The 19,495-nt window shown below is 33.8% G+C and carries 15 protein-coding genes; 8 read left to right on the top strand and 7 right to left on the bottom strand.

Going from position 1 to position 19,495, the window contains the following annotated elements; genetic code table 11:
• Positions 1-111: 111 nt before the first annotated feature.
• Complete coding sequence (locus BK054_RS00550) at positions 112-1,266, bottom strand: peroxiredoxin family protein (RefSeq protein ID WP_071306870.1); 1,155 nt, start codon at positions 1,264-1,266, stop codon at positions 112-114.
• A 234-nt stretch (positions 1,267-1,500) separates the two neighbouring features.
• On the opposite strand from BK054_RS00550, the gene BK054_RS00545 reads away from it, so the two are divergent.
• The gene (locus BK054_RS00545) at positions 1,501-1,890 is read left to right on the top strand and encodes a hypothetical protein (protein WP_006261792.1); all 390 of its coding nucleotides are present in this window, start codon (positions 1,501-1,503) and stop codon (positions 1,888-1,890) included.
• A gap of 212 nt (positions 1,891-2,102) precedes the next feature.
• On the top strand, positions 2,103-2,321 hold the full coding sequence (locus tag BK054_RS00540) for a hypothetical protein (RefSeq protein WP_232234316.1): 219 nt from the start codon (positions 2,103-2,105) through the stop codon (positions 2,319-2,321).
• Between the two features lie 113 nt (positions 2,322-2,434).
• On the opposite strand, the gene BK054_RS00535 is transcribed toward BK054_RS00540, so the two are convergent.
• Positions 2,435-2,983: a YbhB/YbcL family Raf kinase inhibitor-like protein gene (locus BK054_RS00535; RefSeq protein ID WP_071306868.1), complete on the bottom strand. Its 549-nt coding sequence runs from the start codon at positions 2,981-2,983 to the stop codon at positions 2,435-2,437.
• Between the two features lie 88 nt (positions 2,984-3,071).
• Positions 3,072-3,908, bottom strand: a complete 837-nt coding sequence (locus tag BK054_RS00530; protein ID WP_006258662.1) for a helix-turn-helix domain-containing protein — start codon at positions 3,906-3,908, stop codon at positions 3,072-3,074.
• A 409-nt stretch (positions 3,909-4,317) separates the two neighbouring features.
• Here BK054_RS00530 and argS point away from each other — a divergent pair, with 409 nt between their 5' ends.
• The 4 genes from argS (at position 4,318) to BK054_RS00510 (ending at position 10,699) form a co-directional block, all read left to right on the top strand.
• Positions 4,318-6,096, top strand: a complete 1,779-nt coding sequence (gene argS / locus BK054_RS00525) for an arginine--tRNA ligase (protein WP_006258661.1) — start codon at positions 4,318-4,320, stop codon at positions 6,094-6,096.
• Positions 6,097-6,158: 62 nt separating this feature from the next.
• Positions 6,159-7,616: a hypothetical protein gene (locus tag BK054_RS00520; protein ID WP_071306867.1), complete on the top strand. Its 1,458-nt coding sequence runs from the start codon at positions 6,159-6,161 to the stop codon at positions 7,614-7,616.
• Complete coding sequence (locus BK054_RS00515) at positions 7,603-9,033, top strand: LysM peptidoglycan-binding domain-containing protein (protein ID WP_071306866.1); 1,431 nt, start codon at positions 7,603-7,605, stop codon at positions 9,031-9,033. Before BK054_RS00520 ends, BK054_RS00515 begins: the two co-directional genes overlap by 14 nt.
• 4 nt (positions 9,034-9,037) lie before the next feature.
• Positions 9,038-10,699, top strand: a complete 1,662-nt coding sequence (locus tag BK054_RS00510; protein ID WP_006261788.1) for an MBOAT family O-acyltransferase — start codon at positions 9,038-9,040, stop codon at positions 10,697-10,699.
• A 71-nt stretch (positions 10,700-10,770) separates the two neighbouring features.
• Here BK054_RS00510 and BK054_RS00505 read toward each other — a convergent pair whose 3' ends face one another.
• Positions 10,771-11,244 carry a DUF4265 domain-containing protein gene (locus BK054_RS00505; protein ID WP_006258657.1) on the bottom strand — a complete coding sequence of 158 codons (474 nt, stop codon included), beginning with the start codon at positions 11,242-11,244 and terminating at the stop codon, positions 10,771-10,773.
• 119 nt (positions 11,245-11,363) lie between these two features.
• Positions 11,364-12,335 (bottom strand): SMP-30/gluconolactonase/LRE family protein, encoded by a 972-nt coding sequence (locus BK054_RS00500; protein WP_006265888.1) that lies wholly within the window; start codon positions 12,333-12,335, stop codon positions 11,364-11,366.
• Positions 12,336-12,587: 252 nt separating this feature from the next.
• Between BK054_RS00500 and BK054_RS00495 the strand changes: the two genes are divergently transcribed.
• Both BK054_RS00495 and BK054_RS00490 read left to right on the top strand, forming a co-directional pair.
• The gene (locus BK054_RS00495; RefSeq protein WP_071306865.1) at positions 12,588-13,709 is read left to right on the top strand and encodes an SPFH domain-containing protein; all 1,122 of its coding nucleotides are present in this window, start codon (positions 12,588-12,590) and stop codon (positions 13,707-13,709) included.
• Between the two features lie 105 nt (positions 13,710-13,814).
• On the top strand, positions 13,815-14,903 hold the full coding sequence (locus tag BK054_RS00490; protein WP_006261785.1) for a hypothetical protein: 1,089 nt from the start codon (positions 13,815-13,817) through the stop codon (positions 14,901-14,903).
• 121 nt (positions 14,904-15,024) lie between these two features.
• On the opposite strand, the gene BK054_RS00485 is transcribed toward BK054_RS00490, so the two are convergent.
• Positions 15,025-15,516 (bottom strand): hypothetical protein, encoded by a 492-nt coding sequence (locus BK054_RS00485; protein ID WP_006258652.1) that lies wholly within the window; start codon positions 15,514-15,516, stop codon positions 15,025-15,027.
• A 187-nt stretch (positions 15,517-15,703) separates the two neighbouring features.
• Positions 15,704-19,375 (bottom strand): phosphoribosylformylglycinamidine synthase, encoded by a 3,672-nt coding sequence (gene purL / locus BK054_RS00480; protein ID WP_071306864.1) that lies wholly within the window; start codon positions 19,373-19,375, stop codon positions 15,704-15,706.
• Positions 19,376-19,495: the final 120 nt, after the last annotated feature.

Here is a 19,495-nt window from a genome sequence, read left to right as displayed (position 1 = left end):
ACTTGTAATGGAGACTATTGTTAATGTTTATATTCTATTTACTAGTAGTAAAAAAGCCTTATAAAGGTCGTTTATAAGGCTTTTTTAAATTGTAATAATAAATGAAATAGTTTATTTCTTTTCAAGAACTTCTTCAAGTTTTTTCCCAAGTCCTGATCTTCTAAGATTTATGCCTAATATAGTCCCTTTATTATCAACTAAGTAGCTTGCGGGTACTGATTTAATACCGTAATTTTTTATTATTGGGTCATCCCAAGACATTAAATTAGATACATGAGTCCATGTAAGATTGTCTTTCTCAATTGCTGTTAACCATAATTCTTTTTTTTGATCTATAGAATACCCTAATATATCTAATCCTTTATCATGATACTTTTTATAGTTTTCTACTACATTTGGATTTTCTTTTCTACATGGTGCACACCAAGAAGCCCATATATCTATAAGAACTATTTTTTTTCCTTTTAAAAAAGAAGCTAGAGTTACTTCTTTTCCATTAGGATCTAAAGCTTTAAATTCTGGTAATTTATCTCCTATTTTTAAAACTACTTCAGATTCTTTTTTTTCTATGTATTTATTTAATCTATTTTCTGTTTTTTTTCCAATTATAGTTTGTTTTAATTCAGGAGAAAACTCAGCAAAGAGTTTCTTACATTCCTCTATAGAAAATTCCTCCATACCTATCATTTGGCAAAGAGTGAACATTCCAAAGCTATTATTTTTATTATCAGATTCGTATTTTCTTAGAATCTGATTATTTTCTTCTGTGTATTTATCTAGTTGAGACTCGATTTCATTAATGGTTTTTATGTCATCCTCCTCTTCTGCTTTTTCTAATCTTTGTTTGTTTTCACTATAATATTTATTAATATTTTCATAAACAACTCCTCTTTCTGTAATGAATTCTTGGAATTTCTTATTGTTTTCGGTACCTCCGAAGGAGTTGTTGTTTATATTATCTTTAATATATGTTATTTTGATATTACCAGCTTCACCAATAAAGAAAATGCCATTTATTTTATATTTACTATTTTTTACGTCTAAATAGGCTTCATCTAATTCAGTAAAAGGATTTTCTAAAGTTACTTTACCATTTAAAACCTCTCCAGTTACAAGAACTTTTTTGTCCTTTATTCCAATAGGGTGTGTAAAGATTTCCACTTCTGTATGATCAGGTACTCCCTCTGCAATTACTTCAATTGTATTCTTTTTTTGGCATGAGATTAATATGGTCATTACCAAAAGTAATAGACTGATTTTTTTCATAATTGTATTGATATATGTTAGTTAAAGGATTAAAAGTACTAATTTGATAGATTGTAAGATTAGCGATGTTTGATTCTATTTAGCATTAATTGGTTTTATTTGATATTTGAAATATTTGTGTTGTTTCTTAGTTTACTCTTATTATTAATTAAATATGATGTTGGTATTTAGTTTTATTTACTTGTATTTAGTATTTCTAATGAATTATGTTATTTTTGTTTATAATATTAAATTATGAAAAACCTGTATTTATATCTATTATTACTGATTGGGATGCCTTGGGTATATGGGCAGGCTGTTCTGTCTAAGCCTAGTTTTGCTAGTTCTGCTTCTATCGTTTATCTCAATAGTAATCCCAGAATGTATTTAGAGGATTCTCAGGTGAGATTTTTTACTAGTTTTAGAGCTAAGCATACTTCTGCTAAGACTAATAGGTATGAAGAGAAATATGAGTTAGAAGAACTGATGTACAATAAATATCGTTTATTAAACAGGAATATTAAGTTTAATAACGGAGTAGCTGTGGATGTGTCTCCAGATAAGGGGTATGTAAGAGAGTACGATCAGGATTTAACCTTTTTACAGAACCTATTTCTTGATCTTCTTATCGGAATATTGCCCTAATTGTGTGTTAATATAATTACATTATGGGTAAAGTATGTTTTTATTTGTTGATTTTACTAGGAATACCCTGTATGTATGGATAGTCAGCCCTATCTACTATTCACTTTGCGAGTCCTGCATCTATAATATACTTAGAGGGAAGTCCTGAAGTTTATTTAATAAATGCAGATGTGAGGTTCTATGCGAATTTTAAGGTTAAACAGAAGTCATCTGTGAGGGATAGATACGAAGAGATGTATAGTGTAAGAAGATCTATGATGGATAAGGAGCTAGAGGAAGAAGAGAAGGTGTATGTGAGAGTTCCTTCTAAACGAGCATTCAATAAAGAGATGACAGGTTGGTTAGATAAAAAAGAAAGAGCAGATGTAGTTCGCAAAGGCTTTGAAAAAACTGTAGGTAGAGTATTAGCTAGGGTGATGGGAGGAAGATAAGATGGTATGTTGGTAGATAAAATAATTAGTTAGTATATGGACTCTGTAATAAAAAAATAAGCAAAGCGACTTCTGGTGTATCAGGAGTCGCTTTGCTTATTTATAAATATGTATTATCGTTTATAGTACGCTATAATACTCGCTTTTGCGATGGTGTTTGCCCATAAGTTAAAGCCTACAATGGCAGGAGTAGTATTTCCATCTAGTCCTAGTTTATCCGTTTTAAGTGCATGTACTGTTATGATGTATTGGTGATATCCATGATCTACAGGAGGACATGGTCCACCAAAACCTTTTATTCCATAATCTGTAAGGCTCTGTATAGCAACTTTAGGTAATAGAGGAGAGTTGACTTTTCCTGCATCAGTTACTAGTTCGTTTATATTGCTAGGAATATCAAAGACTACCCAATGCCAAAAACCACTTCCCGTAGGTGCATCTGGATCATACATCGTGATGGCAAAGCTTTTGGTGTCTTTAGGAGCATTGTGCCAAAATAGCTGAGGAGATTGATTCTCTCCATCGCATCCAAAACCATTAAATTCGTGTTGTTTAGTTGTTTCTCCACCTAGATCTTTACTAGATAATGTAAAGGTGTTCTGTCCAAAAACACTAGTCGATAGTGTTAGTACTAGCCCGATTATAAAATTTGCAGCTTTCATTGTGTTATGATTAAATGTTTAGGGCAAATTTATAGTAAGGTCTATAGTAGGAGTTAGCGGGATTGGGTCAAAAAATGTTGCTAGAAGCTCATTGTTTTTGACTTTGTTTAGGTGTGATATTATACTTGGATTTATACGCTTGTATAAAGCTAGATACATTCTCATAACCTACCTTTAGATAGATTTCTGATGCAGTAGTTGTATGCTGTGTAAGTAGGGTATGTGCATATTCTAATCTTCTGTTTTGAAACCATCTGCTAGGAGAATCACCATAGTGTTTTTCAAATTCTCGTTTGAAAGTAGATACGCTCATATTGCACAGAAAGGCTAGCTCAGATAGAGTGAGCTTGTTTAAGATGTTCTTTTCTATTGTCTGTGTGAACTTTAAACTTTTATTATTGTTGTTAGTTATAAAGGATTGAAGAAATGCTGTTCCATTGACCTCAGTGAGGTATAGCATAATCTCTTCTAGTTTTATATTTAGTAATCTCTTTTGAATAGAAAGGGAGAGTTTAGCTATATCCATTAGACTTTCTACAAAGTGCTTACTGAAGTTATCGTAGTTAAAAGTATGGATAGAGTGAGTACTTTTATTTTCTACTAGTTCTATATTGTATTTAGAGATAAAGTTAAGTATCAATTCATTGTCAAAGAACAAGAGGATACTTCTGTAATTAGCAGTGTTAGATAGTTTTTCGGTCATTAAACAATGACCAGCTTTCATTAGGATGAATTTGGAGTTATCTAGTGCTTCAAAAGAGTTGTCAGACCATACTTCCTTTGTTCCTTCAACTAAAAAACTAAAAGTGTTTTGATTTAAAATTACTTGTTGTTTAGAGATCTCCTGTTTAGTATGATAATCAAATATAGTTATCTGTTCAGTGACGTCAGTGATGAAGTCGTTGGGAAGAAGGATACTTTTCATACTATCAGTTTTAGGCTATGTAGGTCTTTTTATTTCACTATTATAAATAGGATTTAATAGGTAGGGTAAATGTAGTGAAATAAGCGAAGTGAAAAGAGGTTGAATAGTCAAGGAGAATGTAATTGTATTTATGAGGACTTTTTATTTAAGCAGTAGTGAGGAGATTGGTGTTACTTTATGAATATTGTAAGCAGAATTTTGATAAGGATGTGAGATGCTTTAACAATTTTTTGTTTGTTTTAAAGGAGATAAAGAGGTTGTTTTTTAAGATAAAATATTGTATTTTAGATAGTTGTTTTTAAGAGGAGATTGGTAATAAATTCTAAAGGAAATGTTTAAATTCCTTCTATACTCTTCTTTAAATGAAGAAATATAAATTATCTTTGCTCCTTTAATTAAATTAATCAAAATGACATTAAATCAGATTTTAACTCCGCAGATAGAGAAGGCGATTCAACAATTATACGGTGCTACTGTAGATAAAGTTGAGTATCAGGCGACAAGAAAAGAGTTTGAGGGTGATATTACTGTAGTTATCTTTCCTTTTCTAAGACAGATAAAAGGAAACCCAGTAGAAATCGGTACTAAGATAGGTGAGTACTTAGTAGAGCATACTTCTGTAATAGAACGGTTTAATGTAGTAAAAGGATTTTTAAATTTAGTCGTTTCAGATAGTTACTATATCGATTTCTTTAATGCTACACGCAAAGAAGAACACTTCGGATATGTGACACCTACACCTGGTGATAAGTCAGTGTTAGTAGAATATTCTTCTCCTAATACAAATAAACCTCTTCACTTAGGTCACGTTAGAAATAACTTATTAGGATATTCGGTAGCTGAGATATTAAAGGCTTCTGGTAAAAAAGTTTATAAAACACAGATCATTAACGATAGAGGTATCCATATCTGTAAGTCTATGTTGGCTTGGCAAAAGTATGGTAATGGAGAGACTCCTGAGTCTACTGGACTTAAGGGAGATAAATTAGTAGGAAACTACTATGTGAAGTTTGACGTGGAGTACAAGAGCCAAATCAAAGAATTAATGGCTCAAGGTATGTCTGAAGACGAAGCTAAGAAAGAAGCTCCAATCATTAAAGAAGCAAAACAGATGCTTGTAGATTGGGAACATAATAAACCTGAGGTTATTGAATTGTGGAAAACAATGAACCAATGGGTCTATGATGGTTTTGCGGTATCGTATAAAAACTTAGGAGTAGACTTCGATAAAGTATACTACGAGAGCAATACTTATTTATTAGGTAAAGATGAGGTAGAGAAAGGTCTAGAGCAGGGAGTATTCTTCAAAAAAGAGGATAACTCTGTATGGATAGACTTATCAGAGGAAGGATTAGACGAGAAGTTGGTACTTCGTGGAGACGGTACTTCTGTATATATGACACAGGATATCGGTACTGCTATACAGCGTGTGAATGATTTCGGCGATGTAGGTGGTATGGTGTATACTGTAGGTAACGAACAAGATTATCACTTTAAGGTTCTATTTTTAATACTTAAACGTCTTGGTTTTGACTGGGCTGAGAGTTTATATCATTTATCTTATGGAATGGTAGAGTTGCCATCAGGTAAGATGAAGAGTAGAGAGGGAACTGTAGTAGATGCAGATGAACTAATCCAAGAAATGACTGACACAGCTAAGTCTATCTCAGAAGAATTAGGTAAACTAGAAGGGTACTCTGAAGAAGAGCGTACTCAACTATTTACTACAATAGGCTTAGGTGCATTAAAATACTTTATCCTAAAAGTAGACCCTCGTAAAGGAATGATGTTTAACCCTAAAGAATCAGTTGATTTTGCAGGGAATACAGGGCCGTTTATTCAATATACATATGCTCGTATCCAATCTATCTTAAGAAAGGCAGACTTCGATTATACATCAGAAATAAAAGGAATCACATTAGATCCTAAAGAGAAAGAATTATTAAAGTTATTAGAGGAGTTCCCTGTAGTGATTCAGGATGCTGCTCGTACACATAGCCCTGCTCTTATAGCTAATTATGTATATGAATTAGTAAGAGAGTATAACTCTTTTTATCAAACGGTATCTATTCTAGGAGAAGAAGATGCTGTATTAAAAGCGTTTAGAGTACAATTGTCAGAAAAAGTAGGAATGGTGATTAAGGATGCGTTCTCATTATTGGGAATCGCTGTACCAGACCGAATGTAATCTTATATTTTTTTGTGAAAGTAGAGAAATCATACCTATACCAGTCACTTGCCATTATAGTAATGGCAAGTGGCTTTTTTTTATTCTTTAAAGGAAATTTGCCTAAAAAGTTATTTAGTGAAGAAGCTCTTCCTACGAGTAATATTGTAGTGGATAGTCTGATGTTAGAAGCACTAGAAGGCATAGAAAAAGAGAAGCTAGTAACTAAAGATAGTCTAAAGACTGAAAAAACAGGAATAGATGATGAGAATGTAATCATCGTTCCAGAAGATGTGTTTACTAGTGATGAAGAATCTAGTTCTTTTAAAGGAATGGCGTATCTGGAGAATTTCTTTGCTAAACTATATGCTCTAGAACAACAAAAAGGGGGACGTGTTCGTATCGCTTACTATGGAGATTCGATGACTGATGGAGACTTAATCGTGCAAGATCTGCGTAAGAATTATCAGAGTAAATATGGGGGTATGGGAGTAGGTTATGTGCCTATTATGTCTGAATCCGCACAGTCTAGATTATCTGTTATCCATAAGTATTCGAATAACTTCAAGATGCAGTCTTATCTAAACGTCAAAAAACCTCAGAAGCCTTTTGGGGTATCAGGACAGGTGTATTTCGTGAAAGATACAGTTAAATCTACTTGGGTGAGTTATACAGCAGGTAAGATGCAAAATATGACAATGCTTTATAATCCAACACTTTATTATGGAAGTTCTAATAATAAAAGAGGAGAAGTAGCAGTTATTATTAATAAGGATACTATTGTCAAGAAGTTAAGTGTCAGTTCAGAATTAAATAAATTGAAGATAGCTGATGGTAATATTAAAGATGTTAAACTACTATTTAAACATGCTGATTCTATTCCAATATATGGTGTAGACTTTAGTGCAGGCGGTGGAGTGCAGGTTGATAACTTTTCTAGTAGAGGTAATTCAGGATTGCCACTATCGTTGTTTAAAGTGAGTTTAATGCAGAAGTATCAAAAGAATTTAGATTATAGTCTAATCGTATTACACTATGGTGCTAATGTTTTAAATTACGGATCTCTAGATTACTCATGGTATACGAAGAAGATGGGGAATGTAGTGAAACATTTAAAACAATGTTTTCCTAATGCTAGTATTCTAGTAATATCTACTGCGGATAAATCATCTAAAGTAGAAGGTGTGATGAAGACAGATGCTGCTGTAGAACCACTGATGAAGGCACAGAGAAAATATGCTATGGAAGCTCATGCTGGATTCTTTAACCTATACGAGGCTATGGGAGGAAATGGTTCTATGGTCAAATGGGTAGAAGAGGTACCTGCAAAAGCGAATAAAGATTATACACACTTTAATCATAGAGGAGCTTCTGATATTTCAGGTAAGATCTTCGCTAGATTAGAGGAAGGGTATACAGATTATAAAAAGAAACACGCAGGACATGTGCCTGTTAAGAAAGTAGATTCTCTTCAGCAACCAGAAAAAGAAACTGTAAGAGAGGATAGTTCTAAACAAAAAATAGAAAATGAAAAGGAATAAAATTGCTGTTTTTGTTGTAGGTATTTTATTTCATATTGGTTCTTTTGCCCAGGTTAGTTCACTTCGTACTAATGAGTTTAGTGATGAAGAGGTAGAATCTGTGAATGGAGAAGGAATAGGAAATAAGATCTATTACGCAGAACAATTAAAAACTTTCTTTGAGAAAGTTCAGAAGATGATTCGTTCTAAGGAAGGAAAGATTAACATTGTACATATAGGTGATTCTCATATTCAAGCTGATTTTTTTAGTGGAAGAATGAGATCATTACTTCAAGATAGATTTGGAAATGGGGGATTGGGATTTGCCTTTCCTTATAAATTAGCTAAGACGAATGGTAACTCCCTAGTTAGGTATTCTTCTAATGCAGAATGGAGTAGTTATAGAAATATATTTCCAGTAAAAGATGCACAAGTAGGATTAAGTGGAATAGCGCTGTCTACAAATAATAGTAATGCTGTTATAGAGTTAAGTGTACGTGATGCTTCATATGGTTTTTCTCGCATGAAAGTTTTTACACCTTCTAATAAAAAGGAGTTTAATGTAGGAACGGCTAGTCAAAAAGTTTTCTTAGAATCAACTGCCCCTAAGAAGATTTCTCATCAGATTAAAAGAGGAGAGTCTCTAGGAGCTATCGCTAATAAGTATAATACTACTATTACTGAGATTAAGAAAGCGAATAATATGAAGACGAATACCATTCATGCGGGTAAGAGGCTTAGTATTCCTACTAAGCAGAGGGAATCTGTAGTGGTGTCTAATAATATGTTTAATGAGCTATCAGGGGAGAAGAATGACGTATTCTATACCTTTGAGTTAGGAGAAGAGCTAGACCGTATCTATTTCTACTCTAATCAACAGGCTGAAGCGTATGACCTAAATGGTGTAGTATTAGAGAATGATAAACCTGGAATATTATATCATACAATAGGTGTGAATGGGGCGAGGTTCTCTGATTATACTAAATACGATTTGTTCTTTAAGCAACTTAGAGGATTAGAGCCAGACTTAGTAATTGTATCTATGGGAACTAATGAGTCCTTTGATAGAATGAGTGGAAGAGATTTTCAAGAGCAAGTCAATATGTTCTTAGCTAAGGTAAAGAAAGTAGCACCTCATGCAAGTGTGTTATTGACTACACCTCCACCATCTTATTTCTCTAAAGATAAGCCTAATACTGTAGCAGCAGAATTATCTAATGAATTAATCATTAATGGAATAGATGGGAAGTATGCTATCTGGGATTTATATTATAATCTAGGAGCAACGCTAGGTTTGCCTAGTTTAAGAGAGAACGGAATGCTATCAAAAGATCTTGTGCACTATACCGTGAAAGGGTATGAATATACAGGAGATTTATTCTATGAGGCTCTTATCGATGCTTATAACCAATTTGTCAAACAAAATAGTGCTTTTTAATTAAATGAGTCTATTTAATATTGAAATACCAAGTATAACTATTGATCAAGTAATCAACTGGTTTACTTTTAATCCTAAAGAGCCTTTGTTGTTTAACTCAGGTTTGTTTTTAGGGATATTTATTGTGTTTTACCTCTTCTATATCTTGATGAGAAAAACCTTCCACATTCGTTTATTGTATGTGACCTTATTCTCTCTATTCTTTTATTATAAGTCTAGTGGAATGTATTTTATTATCTTGATAGGATCCTCTTTAATGGATTACTATTTTGCTAATATTATTAATCATACCTTGAATGCAGCGAAGAAGAAACTACTCTTAACGATTAGTATTGTTGTAAACTTAGGGTTACTAGGTTACTTTAAGTACACAAACTTCTTTTTAGATGGAGTTAATTTCTTTGCGAATACGAAGTTGCATTTAGATGATATTATACTACCTGTAGGGATCTCTTTCTTTACGTTCCAATCTATTAGTTATATTATAGAGATTTATAGAAAAGAGATAGAGCCAACGAAGAACTTTTTAGATTATTTATTCTTTATTTCGTTCTTTCCACAGTTGGTTGCGGGGCCTATCGTTCGTGCAAAAGACTTCTTGCCACAGATATATAAGAATATTTATGTGTCTAGAGATTATGTGAATGAAGGGTTGTTATTAATCATCGGAGGGTTATTGAAGAAAGCAGTTATTTCTGATTATATCTCTATTAACTTCGTAGATCGTGTATTCGATGCTCCGAATAGTTATACAGCATTTGAAAATCTAATGGCATCTTATGGGTACGCTATTCAGATTTATTGTGACTTCTCAGGATATTCAGACATGGCTATTGGTATAGCATTGTTGATGGGATATAGATTGCCAGTTAACTTTGATGTACCTTATCAGTCTATGTCTATTACAGAATTCTGGAGAAGATGGCATATATCGCTTTCTACTTGGTTAAAAGATTTCTTGTACATATCAGTAGGAGGAAATAGAAAAGGAAGTTTCGGAGGATATTTCTTTCCAGGATTATTCTTTGCAGGTATCTTAGGATGGGGGATTTACTATATGAATGAAAGTATTATTCCATTAATTCTAGCTGTAGCATCTATTGTTGTTTTCGGCCTAACCTTCTTGTTAGCAAAAGACAAAAAGAAAAATATGTATACTAACTTTAACCTATTAACGACTATGTTATTAGGAGGGTTATGGCATGGAGCTAGTTTGCGTTTTATTGTGTGGGGAGCCTTACACGGTATTGCTTTAGCGATACATAAGATTATCATGGAGCTGTTTCCTAGAGCAAAAGGAGTTAAACCTCACTTATTATGGAGAATTTTCTCTATATTCTTAACCTTTAACTTTGTAACGTTTTGTTGGATATTCTTTAGAGCGACCTCTTTTGATACCGCATTAAATGTTATCAATAATATTGCAAGTATAGAGTTTGATTGGGAAGCTTGGACTACTATTGCTATGGGGTATAAAAATGCGTTTATGTTGATCGGTATTGGATTCGTATGGCATTATATACCTAAGTCATGGATGGCAGTGCCTCATCAGATGTTTAATGTTGCGCCAATGTTTGTAAAGGCAGTAGTACTTGGCTTTGTGTTTTGGATTGTTTATGCAACTGCTACAGCAGGACCACAACCATTTATTTATTTCCAATTCTAAAAGTATTTGATTTAAGATAAAAAAAGCCCGATTCTAATGAGTCGGGCTTTTTTGTATTATTATTATAAAGATTATTTCTGTCTTAAATCAGCACTGTGTTTAGGAGACAATAGAGGTTCTGCGAATTCTATTACTTTTTCTTCTTCTAATGCTCCTAAGATAGCATATACATTTCGATAGTCGGTTTTGCTAGGAATGTTAATCACGAAGTATTGCTCACTACACACTTCTATTTCTGTACCTGCATAAAGGATTTCATTGTATAGATCTTCTCTGTTATATTTTTCTTTTTGAACGATAACTTGCACAGTAGAGTTCCCTGAAGCAGTATCTACATATCGATACGTAAGTGTGTTTTCTGTTTCGTCAAATTCTGCATAGATAATATCATCACATGAAAAATCAGGTCCATAAAAAGGAATATTATCAACTTGGTATAACCCTTTTTCTTTATCTATGGTCTTTCCCCAAAAAGTCTCGACCGTATTTTCTTCTAAGACATCACTATAATATCTAACTAAGATTTGTTGATATTGCTCTTCCATTGTGTATTAATATTTGTTCTATTTGTTTTAATCATTGAATAGATACATTATATGTTTCTATTCGATGTCAAAGATAATGCAAACTGTAAAATATAATACCAAAACAGTTGTTTTTGTGCTTAGTTTCGCAATTTAAGTTTGAGTAGTTTAGTATTAGTTGTGATATATAAGGTCTTAAAGTCATCTGAGAATACACAATTAGTAGCTAATTCTGAGAAGTGTACACGAGCGGTTAGTTCAAGGTCTTTATTGAATATCCATAAACCATTAGGCCCTGCAGTAAATATATTGCCAAATCGATCTACTTCAATGCCTCTAGGTTTATCTTCTATTTCACTGATGAATGGTGTGTAATCAAATACTTTAGGTGTGTCTGATTGTATTTTGCTTTTATTTAAGTTATACTGATATAGATAGTCTTTCTTTTGGTCTGAATAGGTGATATAGAGAAGTTTATTATCAATAGATAAAGTTATTCCTTGTGGTGTTAAATCACTTTGAAAGAGCAATTCTAGTTTGTTTTTGTTTGTTATTCTATATAAACCGTAAGTAGTAGTTTTTTTCTGTTTTGATTTACTTTCTGTAAGAATTGTATCCGTAAAATAGATATTACCAGAGTTATCTTCTGTAAAGTGAGAAGGATTGATTAATTTGATTTTTTGAGGGTTATTGATCCAAGAGGTGAAGTTAAACTTTGGTTCTCTAATAATGGCACTCATTTTAGCTATTTTATCTTCTCCATAAAGGAAAAGAGTAATCTCTCCTTGGTTATTAAAGTGTAAAGCACTTGAGTTTAGGTCTCCATTCTTTGTGTTTTGACCTATAAAATCGATGGCTTCTAAGTAAGTTCTAGGCTCGTTATAATGTTCTTTCCAATAGTGTATTTTCTTATTGGGGAAGTCTGTAAAGAGCAATAAGTTTTCTGCTTGAATCCACAAAGGTGAATCAGCATATTGAAAACCTTCAGCGATTACCTCTATGTATGCGTTGTCATCAAATACTAATTGCGCTATAGGATTGATGATTTCAATTTTGCCTATACGTTTACCACTTTTAGTATTAGTGTTATTATGTTTAAGATTCTTATTCATAATAAGTTAATTGATAATTATAGAGATAAATATAGTAAAAAATGTAATATAAGGTCTTGTGATAATAAATTTAAATACAGTCTTTTTGCTGTATAGATATTATATCTTTTTCAAAATATAGATAAATACAAATTCTAAAGTATTGTTATATGAATAAGTGATTTCGTTTTTTAAAGAATACTTTGTGATAATTATAGGATAAAATCTGTTACATTTACTTAGATATAACTACTAATAAGAAAAAGAAAAGATATGAACTTGTTTAAAAAATTAGCAGGAGAATTCATTGATATCATTGAGTTCTTAGACCCAACTCAGAATACTATAGTACACCGTTTTGAGCGTTATCAAAACGAGATAAAGAATAATGCAAAGTTAGTTGTTCGCGAAGGACAAATGGCTGTGTTTATCAACGAAGGACAATTAGCAGATGTTTTTAGTCCAGGTACACATACTTTAAATACGCAGAACTTACCAATATTAGCAACTTTAAAAGGTTGGAAATATGGCTTTAATAGCCCTTTTAAAGCAGAGGTTTATTTTGTAAGTACAAAGACTTTTATCGATCAACGTTGGGGAACTAAGAATCCAATTATTCTAAATGACAATCGTTTTGGAATGATAGAGGTGCGTTCTTTTGGTACGTATACATTTAAAATAGCAGATCCAGGTAAGTTTATTAAAGAAATAGTAGGTACATCAGGAACTTTTACAACAGATCAAATCAATGATCAGTTGAGAAGTGCTATTGTTACTCGTTTTACGGATTCTATTGGTGAAGCTAATTTACCTATTGAGACGTATGCTGCAAACTTAAATGAACTTTCTACTGCGATTTTCGCGTATATGAAAGACGATTTCGAAGTTTATGGTATGGATGTTACGAAGTTCTTAATTGAGAACGTATCGATGCCTGAAGAGATTAAGAAAGAGATCTTTGAGTTGAGTAGATTGAATCATGTTGATTTGAATAAGTTGATGCAGATGAAAGCAGCTAAAGCGATGGAGGCAGCAGCTAATAATCCATCAGGTGTTGCTGGAGCAGGAGTAGGTATGGGAGCAGGATTCGCTATGGCGAATCAGTTTGGACAAGCAATGGCGCAAGGACAAACTACTACACAGCAACAACAACCAGTAACTAATACACCGCCACCAATACCTGGTACTATAGCTGTAAGTTATTTTGTGGCTGTGAACGGGCAACAAGCAGGGCCTTTTGATTTAGAAGGATTAAAGCAGATGGCAACTAATGGCCAATTGCAAAGAGATACTTTAGTATGGAAGAACGGAATGGGGAATTGGGAGAAAGCAGGCGACCAAAGCGATTTAAGTGCTGTATGGGCACAAACACCTCCACCATTACCAAATATGTAATACGATAAACAAAGGTGCTTCAGAGGCTTTAAATCTTCTTCAGCACCTTTTTTGTACAGGATTAGAATAAAGAGAAAGTTAATAGCTATTTAATTAGAATAAGAAGTGTCGTCAGGAGAAGAGATAAAATTAAATACATCAGAAGCTACACCATGTAGCTCATGTGGTGGGGCAATGACCTATAAGCCAAGTGCTCAAGCATTAGTATGTGAGTATTGTGGTACTGTAAAGGAAATAGAGCAGGGGACAAAAGATTTGAATGAGCATGATTTCGCCAGTTTTATGGAGAGTTATGAAAAAGAGAGCTTTAGTACTACGAAGGTTGTAGAATGCAGTAGTTGTCATGCTACTTCTACCGTAGATGAGAACCTGAAGTCGATGGCATGCCCTTATTGTGCAAATCCTTTAGTAGAACAAGATATACACGAAGAACGATATATTAAGCCGGAGTATGTATCTCCTTTTGCTGTAGATAGGAATCAAGTGTCAGGTATATTACAGAAGTGGATAAAAGATTTATGGTTTGCCCCTAATAAAATACAGAGAGGGATATTCTCTGCGGATAATCTAAGAGGAGTATATGTACCTTTTTGGACCTATGATATGCAAACTCATACTGACTATAGAGGGGAGCGTGGAGATGTCTATTATGTGACAGTAGGTAGTGGAGATAATAAAAGAAGAGAACGTAGAGTTTCGTGGTCAAGAGTAAGTGGTAGAGTCTCTAACTTCTATGATGATATCTTAGTGACAGGAAGTAAAACACTGAAGATGGATTTACTTAATTCTATCTCTACAGGTTGGGATCCTAAAGGCGTACAAAAGATAAAACCAGATTATTTAAGTGGGTTTATTACAGAGAAATACCAAGTAGATTTAAAAGAAGGATATGATAAGGCCAGAGATATCGTCTATCAATATGAAAGAGAAAGTGTAAGAAGAAATATAGGGGGAGATGAACAGCGTATACATAATATGAATACAGATCTGTCCGATATTACTTTTAAGCATATTCTTTTGCCTTTATATGTAAGTTCTTTTTCTTATGGCAATAAGCAGTATACTTTTTATGTCAATGGAGTAACGGGTAGAATCACAGGTGAACGACCTTATAGTACATGGAAGATTGCTTTTGCATGCTTTATTGGTTTACTCATACTTATCTTTCTTGTTTATTTATTTAAAGATGCATAGGTATGAACGCAAAACAGCGGAACCGATGATGAAGCCTGATAAAGCAAGAGTTTTTAGATATACTTCTTATGAATTTGTAAAGAAGAAATAAAATAACAAAGCCTCCTAATGGGAGGCTTTGTTATCTTTTAAAAGTATATTTTATGGTTTGTGTGCCTTTAGGGTAATCTAAACTAAGAGTTATTTCTTCTTTATTTACTTTTTCTACTAAATGCATTTTATAATGGTAGAAATTTGAAATTTCTATTTTTTTAAATGTACTTGTAGATTGTGAAGGAACCATGACAAGTAAATCTCGTTCAACTACTTTGTAACTTAGTTTGTCTGTTGTTTCATTACAATTTCCTGCTTGATTTGTAGAAGATATTTTTCGATTAACTTCTTCTTTGTTAAAAGTCCATTTTTCAGTTGAACATTTTTTTTTCTTTGTGTAATCAATACTTAGAATAACTTTTCCTTTATTATCAAGAAATTCCTTTTTTTCGATTGTCCATTCTTTTATAATTTCCTCTTTAAAATTAGCTACTTCGTAAGGGACATTATCATCGCTAGAACATGCTGTAAAATTATAACTTGTAATAGCTATAATTATAAGTACTACAATTTTTTTCATAATAGTTTCTTTAGTTGGTTAAGAGACTAAAGGTATAGTAAAGCATATTTTTTTAAATATACAATTCAAATTGTTTAACTCAAATTATGTATTAAATCAAAGAGTGTAATGTTTTTTAAATTTATTATATACTAAAGAAGGGCTGTCTATTTAAGACAGCCCTTCTTGTTATTTATAAGCCATTTGATTATTTAGCGTTGTTTTCTTCAATCCACTTGCGTGCATTAACGAATGCTTCCATCCAAGGAGAAACTTCATCTTTTCTTCCTTCTGGATAGTTAGCCCAGTGCCATTGGAATAATGAACGCTCGATATGAGGCATCATTACTAAATGGCGTCCTGTAGTATCACACATCATCGCTGTGTTAAAGTCAGAACCATTAGGGTTAGCAGGGTAAGCATCATAAGCGTACTTCGCTACGATATTGTATTGATCTTCTGTCTCAGGTAAGTTGAATTTACCTTCACCGTGAGAGATCCACACTCCTAATGTACTTCCAGCTAAAGTAGAAAGCATGATAGAGTTGTTTTCTTGGATTGTTACAGATGTAAAGTTACTCTCGTGTTTTTGAGAGTCATTGTGTTGCATCTTACCATGTACTTTGTGTTCAGGGTTGATTAATTCTAACTCCATAAACAACTGACATCCATTACAGATACCTACAGATAAAGTATCTTGACGAGCAAAGAAGTTTTTCAGTGCTGTATTCGCTTTCTCGTTGTACATAAATGCACCAGCCCATCCTTTAGCGGATCCTAATACGTCAGAGTTAGAGAATCCACCTACAGCTCCGATAAATTGGATGTCTTCTAATGTTTCTCTTCCTGAGATAAGGTCAGTCATGTGAACGTCTTTTACATCAAAACCAGCTAAGAACATAGCATTAGCAACCTCTCTTTCAGAGTTACTACCTTTCTCACGGATAATAGCCGCTTTAGGTCTTGGTTTAGAAGCGTCAACTACAGGTTTTTTACCGTCAAACTGAGCAGGGAAGCTGAAGTTTAAAGGCTGTACTTTATAGTTGTTATAACGATCTGTTGCTTTGTTGTTTTTCGTTTGTTTTTGGTCTAATAAGTAAGACGTTTTAGCCCAAGTATCTCTGATAGCAGGCACGCTAAATGTAAAGTGATCTGCGCCATTAGTGAATGATACTTGTTCATCTGTAGTTACAGTACCTATCTTAGTAGCGATAACACCTTTAGTAGCTAAAGCTTGTTCTAAAGTAGCATCGTCTTTTGCTTGAACGATAAGTGCGATGTTCTCGTTGAATAACGCTTTTACAGTATCTTTTTCGTTAAGAGCATTTAAGTCATACTTAGCTCCTAAGTTTACATCTGCAAACGTCATTTCTAAAAGAGAAGTAACTAAACCTCCACTTCCGATATCGTGTCCAGCAGCGATTTGCTCATTCGCTACTAATTCTTGAATAGCATTAAATGCATTCTTAAAGTAAGTAGCATCAGTGATAGTAGGAACTTCTTGACCGATTTTGTTTAATACTTGTGCAAAAGAAGAACCTCCTAATTTGAAGCTATCTTTAGACAAGTTGATATAGTAAATAGAACCAGCATTTTTCTTTAAAGTAGGTTCTACTATTTTCGTAATATCAGTACAGTTAGCCGCTGCAGAGATAATAACCGTACCAGGAGCGATTACTTCATCATTTGGGTACTTCTGCTTCATCGATAAAGAATCTTTCCCTGTAGGGATATTGATTCCTAATTCGATAGCGAAGTCTGAACAAGCTTTTACGGCTTTGTATAGACGAGCATCTTCTCCAGCATTGTTACATGCCCACATCCAGTTAGCAGATAAAGAAACGTTCTTGATACCTTCTTTTAGCGGAGCCCAAACGATATTAGATAAAGCCTCTGCGATAGCGTTTCTACTACCTGCAGCAGGATCTATGATTGCTACGATAGGAGCGTGTCCTACAGTAGTAGCGATACCTTCTTTACCTTTGTAGTCAAGTGCCATAGCACCTAAATTGTTTAATGGCAATTGTAATGGACCAGTACATTGTTGTTTAGCCACACGACCACCAACACAACGGTCTACTTTATTTGTTAACCAATCTTTAGAAGCTACAGCCTCTAATTGTAATAATTGGTTTAAGTATTCTTCTACTTTGTTTACAGAGTAATCTAAATCAGCATATACACGGTTGATAGTTTTATCATCCATGATTGTTTTAGGAGAACTACCGAACATATCTTCGATAGCGAAGTCCATTGGTTTATCACCTTTAGTTTTAGACTCTATCGTAAAGCGGTGATCATTTGTAATCTCACCTACAGTGTACATCGGAGCACGTTCTCTCTCAGCAATCTTCGCTAAAGTATCGATGTCTTTTTGACCAATAACTAATCCCATTCTTTCTTGAGACTCATTACCAATAATTTCTTTAGCAGATAGAGTAGGGTCACCTACTGGTAAAGCATCTAAGTTGATGTTTCCACCTGTTTCTTCTACTAACTCAGAAAGACAGTTTAAGTGTCCACCCGCACCGTGATCGTGAATAGATACGATAGGGTTGTGTTCAGCTTCTACCATCGCACGGATAGCATTAGCAGCACGTTTTTGCATCTCAGGGTTAGAACGTTGGATGGCATTTAACTCAATACCTGAACCAAAAGCACCTGTATTAGCAGAAGATACTGCTGCACCTCCCATACCGATTCTGTAGTTCTCACCACCTAAGATTACCACTTGGTCACCTTCAGATGGCTTGTATTTTAATGCTTGGTCAAGTTTACCATATCCAATACCTCCAGCTTGCATAATCACCTTGTCAAATCCAAGTTTACGAGCGTCTTCTTCATGTTCGAATGTAAGGATAGAACCTGTGATTAATGGTTGTCCAAATTTGTTACCAAAGTCAGAAGCACCATTAGAAGCTTTGATTAAGATATCAATAGGAGTTTGGTATAACCACGCTCTTTCGTCCATCGCTTGTTCCCAAGGGCGGTTTTCTTCTAAGCGAGAGTATGATGTCATATAGATAGCAGTACCTGCTAATGGCAATGAACCTTGTCCACCAGCTAAACGGTCGCGAATCTCTCCTCCTGATCCAGTAGCAGCACCGTTAAAAGGCTCTACTGTAGTAGGGAAGTTATGCGTTTCTGCTTTTAATGAGATCACAGAGTCAAACTCAGTCTCTGCGTAGAAGTCAGGCTTGTCTGCTGATTTAGGAGCAAACTGGGTTACCTTAGGACCTTTTATGAAAGCAACGTTATCTTTATAAGCCGAAACAATATCATTAGGATTTGTCTCAGATGTATTTCTAATTAATTTGAATAGGGAAGTAGGTTGTTCTTCTCCATCAATGATGAATGTACCATTAAATATCTTGTGACGACAGTGCTCAGAGTTAACTTGAGAGAATCCGAATACTTCAGAGTCAGTTAACTTACGTCCAAGTTTAGTAGATAATTCATTTAGGTAAGTAATTTCTTCTTCATTTAAAGCTAAACCTTCTTGTGCATTGTATTTAGCGATGTCTTCAATGTAGTTAATTGCTTCAGGAGCAATGTTGATAGTAAAGATGTCTTGGTGAAGTGCATCAAACTCTTGTAGTAACATAGGGTCAAATGCGTCACTGTCTTCAGCTTTTACAAACTCTTCAATACGGATAATTCCATTGATCCCCATATTTTGAGTAATCTCTACTGCATTCGTACTCCATGGAGTAACCATCGTAGCGCGTGGACCGACAAATTTAGCATTGATTGTTTTCTCGTTAATGTGCTTGGCATTGCCAAATAACCAATTTAACTTTTGGATATCTTCATTAGATAAGTTGTTCTCCACTTGTACAGTGTAGAACTTTCTCGAAGGGTTTTCGAAGAAATGAATCATTACGTTAAGAATATTTAGTTGTTGTTGTAATGCACAAAAATAGACTAAAAAAACAAGATTTTAAAACTTAATATTTTACTCTTAATTTTTAATTCAATAAACTCATTTTAACAAAGAAAG

It is taken from the genome of Myroides sp. ZB35 (genome assembly GCF_001865835.1).
Classification (GTDB): Bacteria; Bacteroidota; Bacteroidia; order Flavobacteriales; family Flavobacteriaceae; genus Flavobacterium; species Flavobacterium odoratimimum.
This window is presented reverse-complemented; position numbering and strand designations above follow the sequence as displayed.